We start from the raw sequence: 4,636 nt of genomic DNA on the forward strand, positions 1-4,636 counted from the left end.
GCCGGCGGTGGACCATGCGCTGGAAACCGGCCCTGAACGCCTTCGACATCGCGTTCGAAGGACGCCTATCCGCAGGCCGCAAGTAGTCTTCAACCAACCCTGGACACACCGTTCGTTTGACAGTCCCTAGTACGCCGTCGCGACTCATCGTGTCCTGCGCACACCCTTCCGAACCGTCCTCTGAGGACGCGGCCCGCCGGGAGCTGCTGGAAGAGACGGGTTTGACAGTGGGTGAGCTGCACCCGCTGTGGAGCGGTCCGCGTCCGTATGAGGCCGGCTTCCCTCACGCTGTGACGGTCCACGTGTTCTGTGGCACCACCAAGGCACGGCAGGAGGATGTGGTACTCGGTGAGGGACGAGCCATGGTGTTCGTTCCTCGGGATGAGCTACTTGACCGTGAGCTGGCAGTCTCCTCTGCGTTGGTCCTGTCTCTGCACCTCAAGAGCACCTGACACGTGCCGGCCGGTCATCGAAGCCAGACTGCGGCGATCAGGACCAGGCTGGCCCGGTAGAGGGTCTTTCCGGCGGATCTTGGCTGACGGTCGCCAGCAGGTGTGTGACCAGGGGGTTATGGTCGTTCTTGCGCCAGGCGACGGCGACTCGTGTGCGGGCGGTGCTGGGCTCGATCCTGCGGAAGGCGACGCCTTTGAGGCGGATGCGTCGGATGCTTGCCGGGGCCAGGGAGACGCCCAGACCAGCTTCCACGAGCGCGCACACGGTCTGCCACTCCACTGCGTGCTGGGCCACCTGGGGCGTGAAGCCTGCTGCGGTGCACAGGCCGGTGATCTGGTCGTGCAGCTGTGGGCCGACCACGCGGGGCAGGAGCACGAAGGGCGAGTCCGCCAACTGCACCAGCTGCACGGTCCGTTGGGCCGCCAGAGGGTGGGTGGTCGGCAGCACGACCACGAAGGGCTCGCTGAGTACCGTTTTGAAGCCGAGCTCTGTCTCGTCAGTGGGAGGTTCGCGTAGCAGGCCGATGTCGATGGTGTTGTTGTGCAGAGCGGCGATCTGCGGCGCGGTGGTCATCTCGTGGATGTCCAGGTGCACACCGGGGAACCGCTGCCGGAAGGTGCGCAGCAGGCGGGGCAGGACGGTCAGGGCAAGGGAGGCGGCGAAGCCGATCTTCAGGCGGCCGACCCGGCCGCTGCCGACGGCCCGGGCTGCGGCCAGGCCGTCCGCGAGATCGGTGAGGGCCTGCCGGGCGGCGGGCAGCAGCTCGCGGCCTGCCGGGGTGAGCGTGACACGCCCCGGTTCGCGGCTGAACAGCGCGTGGCCGACCTTGTCCTCCAAGCGGCGGATCTGCTGGCTCAGCGGTGGCTGGGCGATGCCCAGGCGGGCTGCCGCGTGGCCGAAGTGGAGTTCCTCGGCGAGCACGACGAAGGCGTGTAGCTGTGGGAGGGGGATTTCGGGGCGCTCCATACGCCTAGAGATATCAGGTCATGCCTGTGGCTGTATTAGACGTATCCGTGCTGGTCGCTTAGCGTTCGGCGCATGACAGAGCGACGTGCGATCCTCAGCGGCTCGACGTTTGAGGAGCAAATCGGCTATGCCCGTGCCGTGGTCGACGGCGACTGGGTGCATGTGTCCGGGACGACCGGGTTCGACTACGCCACCATGACGATCTCCGACGACGTGGTGGAGCAGGCCGAGCAGTGCCTACGCAACATCGAGGCCGCGCTGGCCGAGGCGAAGTGCACCTTCGCCGACGTGGTGCGGGTGCGCTATCTGCTGCCCGACCGCGAGGACTTCGAGCCATGCTGGCCGGTCCTGCGCCGCTGTTTCGGCGACGTTCGGCCGGCCGCCACGATGCTCATGTGTGGCCTCGCCGACCCCCGGATGAAGATCGAGATCGAGGTGTACGCGCGGCGGGCCACGGCGTAACAGCCCGATCTGCTCTGGCGACGGGGGCGTCGTGCCCGACGGCGGGCGGGGCGATCTGACACATCACGAGTGGACTCGGCTGCAGCCGCTGCTGCCCGGCGGCGGCCGGCCGGGTGGGCGGTGAAGCAACCACCGCACGGTGATCAACAGGATCCTCTATCGTCTGCGGACCGGCATCCCCTGGCGCGACCTGCCCACACAGTACGGGCCGTGGAAGAACGGCGCCGACGCTGGTCAGCAGACGGCACCTGGCACAAGATCCTCCGCTCCCTTCTGGCCCATGCCGACGCCGAAGGCCGCATCGACTGGAGCGTGGTCAGCGTCGACTCCACTTCCTTCCACACCTTCTATTTCGTCGTACCAAACGCCGCGATCTCCCGCCGGGCCCTCGGTGAGCAGTGCCGCGCGCTGCGTACCGCCTTCGCCCGATCCGCCACCCCGCTCGCCACTGGTCCTCGGAGGGACCGCGGCGGGCCGTCCGAAGGGAACATGCCGTGACCATCCGTGAAATTCGCACCCACCGTCTCGTGGCGCCGCTCCGCATGCCGTTCGTGACCGCGCTCGCGCGGCTGACCACTGTCTCCACGGTGGTGGTGGAGATCGTTGACGACGACGGCCGGTCGGGTTTCGGCGAAGCCCCGGAAGTGTGGACGGTGACCGGGTCCTCGCTGGCGAGTGCCGAGGCATGCATCAGTGAGGTCGTCCGACCACTGCTCGTCGGGCGGCTCGCCGAGGATTTGATCGCGAACTGCCGGTCAGTGTCTGCGGCGGTGGTCGGCAACGAGTCGGCGAAGGCGGCGGTCGACGTCGCTCTGCACGACCTGGCGGCCCGCCGACTCGGGGTACCGCTGAGCCATCTACTCGGCGGCACCCGACTCACCGTGCCGACCGACGTGACCGTCTCCGCTGGCGACGCCGACGGGCTGGCGGACTCGGCGAAGCAACGGGTCGGTGAGGGCTACCGGGTGTTGAAAATCAAGGTGGGTACTGACGCCGCTGGCGACGTGGCCCGGGTCGCTGCGGTCCGGGCAACGGTCGGGCCCGACGTGGAGATCCGACTCGACGCGAACCAGGGATGGACCCCCCGCGAGGCGGTCCGGGTCATTCGCGCGCTGGAAGAGGCGGGCACGGGTGTCACGTTCGTCGAACAGCCCGTGCATCACCGGGACCTCGACGGCCTGGCCTGGGTCAGCGACCGGGTCGACACCCCGATCATGGCCGATGAGGCTGTCTTCGGAGTCGCCGATCTGGTCGAGGTGATCCGCCGGCGGGTAGCCGACATGGTGAACGTCAAGCTGGCCAAGTGCGGCGGGCTGGGGCCTGCCCGTACCCTGCTGGACCTGGCCAACGCCCAACGGATGGGCACCATGGTCGGTTCGATGCTGGAGACCGAGATCGGCATCGGAGCGGCGGCGAGCCTCGTCGCGGCGTACGGCACCAGCGTGGTGAGCGACCTGGACGCGGTCTGGTGGTTGGCGCGGGGCGCCGTCACCGGTGGCATGCGGTACGAAGGGGCCACGGTGGTGCTGCCCAACGCTCCGGGCCTCGGGGTGACCGATCTCGCTCCCGCAGTCGAGGAAATCGCGTGACGCTCGCCGTACCAACCGGTGACAGCACCCGCACCCTGGCCCTACTCGGCATCACCTGATGACTTTGCCGGGGCCCTGTCACTGCCGGTCGGCGCCGACCGAACCTAGGTTTGGCGGCCTGATCGAGAGGGCTAGACCGCAAGGGTCGGTACGGCGGAGGCGAAGATGTTGTCCGGGTCGTAGCGGCATTTGGCGCTGACCAGCCGTTCGTAGTTGGGGCCGTAACTCGGCGGGACCCGCCCGGGCTCATCCGCGCCGAGCAGGTTCGGGTAACCGCCGGGCAACGCCAGCGGCGCCAACCGTTGCGACGTTTGGTCGGCCCAGTCGCCGTACCCCGCTTCGGCGTCCTCCGGCGCCCACGCCCCGATAATCTCGACAAGCAGGTGGTCCGTGCGCAGCCCGAAGGCGGTCTCGGCCTGGCCCACTCGGGCGGCGGCGCCGTGGAAATGGTGCATGGAGATGGCCGAGTACGGTGAGGCGATCTGCGCGGCGGCGTCAGTAAGCTCCTCGGCGGCGGCCTCGGACAGGTGAGACAGCCAACGGGTACGCAGCCGGTAGTGGTTGCCCTCACGCATGGCGCCGTCGAACATGCTCAGCGCGTCGTGGTACGGCGTTGCGGCGACCTGGCTCATGACCGGGTTGCCCAGCCGCTCCAGCCCCGCGATGAGCCGCTCGCCCTCGGTGAGGTCGGCCCCGCTCCACATGGGACAGAGAAACACCAGGGGCGGCCCGTCCGGGTTGGGCAGGAAGCCCGCCATGATCGTCGCCTCGTCGGCGGTGGTCGCCACGATCTCGCGGTACCCCGTCAGCACGGTGGCCGCCTGGGCGAACGGGAACAGCATCATCCCGGCCAGCACGGTCGGCAGCTCGTGCAGCCGGTACGTCAGGCTGGTGACCACACCGAAGTTGCCGCCGCCGCCGCGCAAGGCCCAGAACAGTTCGGCGTCGCCGTCTGGGCTGGCGGTCACGAGGCGGCCGTCGGCCAGTACGACATCGGCGCGCAGCAGGTTGTCCACCGCTAGCCCGTACCGCCCGCAGAGTGGACCGTAACCGCCGGCGAGGGTCAGACCGGCCATCCCGACCGCCCGTACGGTCCCCGTGGGCGTGGCCAAGCCGTGCTGCTGCCCAGCGCCGGAAACATCGCCGATGTGCGCCCCGCCCCCGAC

5 protein-coding genes and 1 pseudogene are annotated in these 4,636 nt (G+C 68.9%); 4 read left to right on the top strand and 2 right to left on the bottom strand.

Annotated elements, in window-relative coordinates; genetic code table 11:
- Positions 1–149: 149 nt before the first annotated feature.
- Positions 150–452 carry an NUDIX domain-containing protein gene (locus C1I99_RS29555; protein ID WP_233512787.1) on the top strand — a complete coding sequence of 101 codons (303 nt, stop codon included), beginning with the start codon at positions 150–152 and terminating at the stop codon, positions 450–452.
- A gap of 37 nt (positions 453–489) precedes the next feature.
- Here C1I99_RS29555 and C1I99_RS29560 read toward each other — a convergent pair whose 3' ends face one another.
- Entirely contained in the window at positions 490–1,419 is a 930-nt protein-coding gene (locus C1I99_RS29560; RefSeq protein ID WP_111137470.1) for a LysR family transcriptional regulator, read from the bottom strand.
- 72 nt (positions 1,420–1,491) lie between these two features.
- Here C1I99_RS29560 and C1I99_RS29565 point away from each other — a divergent pair, with 72 nt between their 5' ends.
- The 3 genes and pseudogenes from C1I99_RS29565 (at position 1,492) to C1I99_RS29575 (ending at position 3,470) form a co-directional block, all read left to right on the top strand.
- On the top strand, positions 1,492–1,881 hold the full coding sequence (locus C1I99_RS29565; RefSeq protein ID WP_111137471.1) for a RidA family protein: 390 nt from the start codon (positions 1,492–1,494) through the stop codon (positions 1,879–1,881).
- A 31-nt stretch (positions 1,882–1,912) separates the two neighbouring features.
- Positions 1,913–2,217, top strand: a pseudogene (locus C1I99_RS34335) (transposase); the annotation flags it as partial.
- Positions 2,218–2,375: 158 nt separating this feature from the next.
- Entirely contained in the window at positions 2,376–3,470 is a 1,095-nt protein-coding gene (locus tag C1I99_RS29575) for a mandelate racemase/muconate lactonizing enzyme family protein (RefSeq protein ID WP_111137473.1), read from the top strand.
- A gap of 131 nt (positions 3,471–3,601) precedes the next feature.
- Here C1I99_RS29575 and C1I99_RS29580 read toward each other — a convergent pair.
- On the bottom strand, positions 3,602–4,636 hold a 1,035-nt coding region (locus C1I99_RS29580; RefSeq protein ID WP_111137474.1), incomplete at its 5' end, for an FAD-binding oxidoreductase.

This window comes from Micromonospora deserti, from assembly GCF_003236335.1.
GTDB lineage: Bacteria > Actinomycetota > Actinomycetes > Mycobacteriales > Micromonosporaceae > Micromonospora > Micromonospora deserti.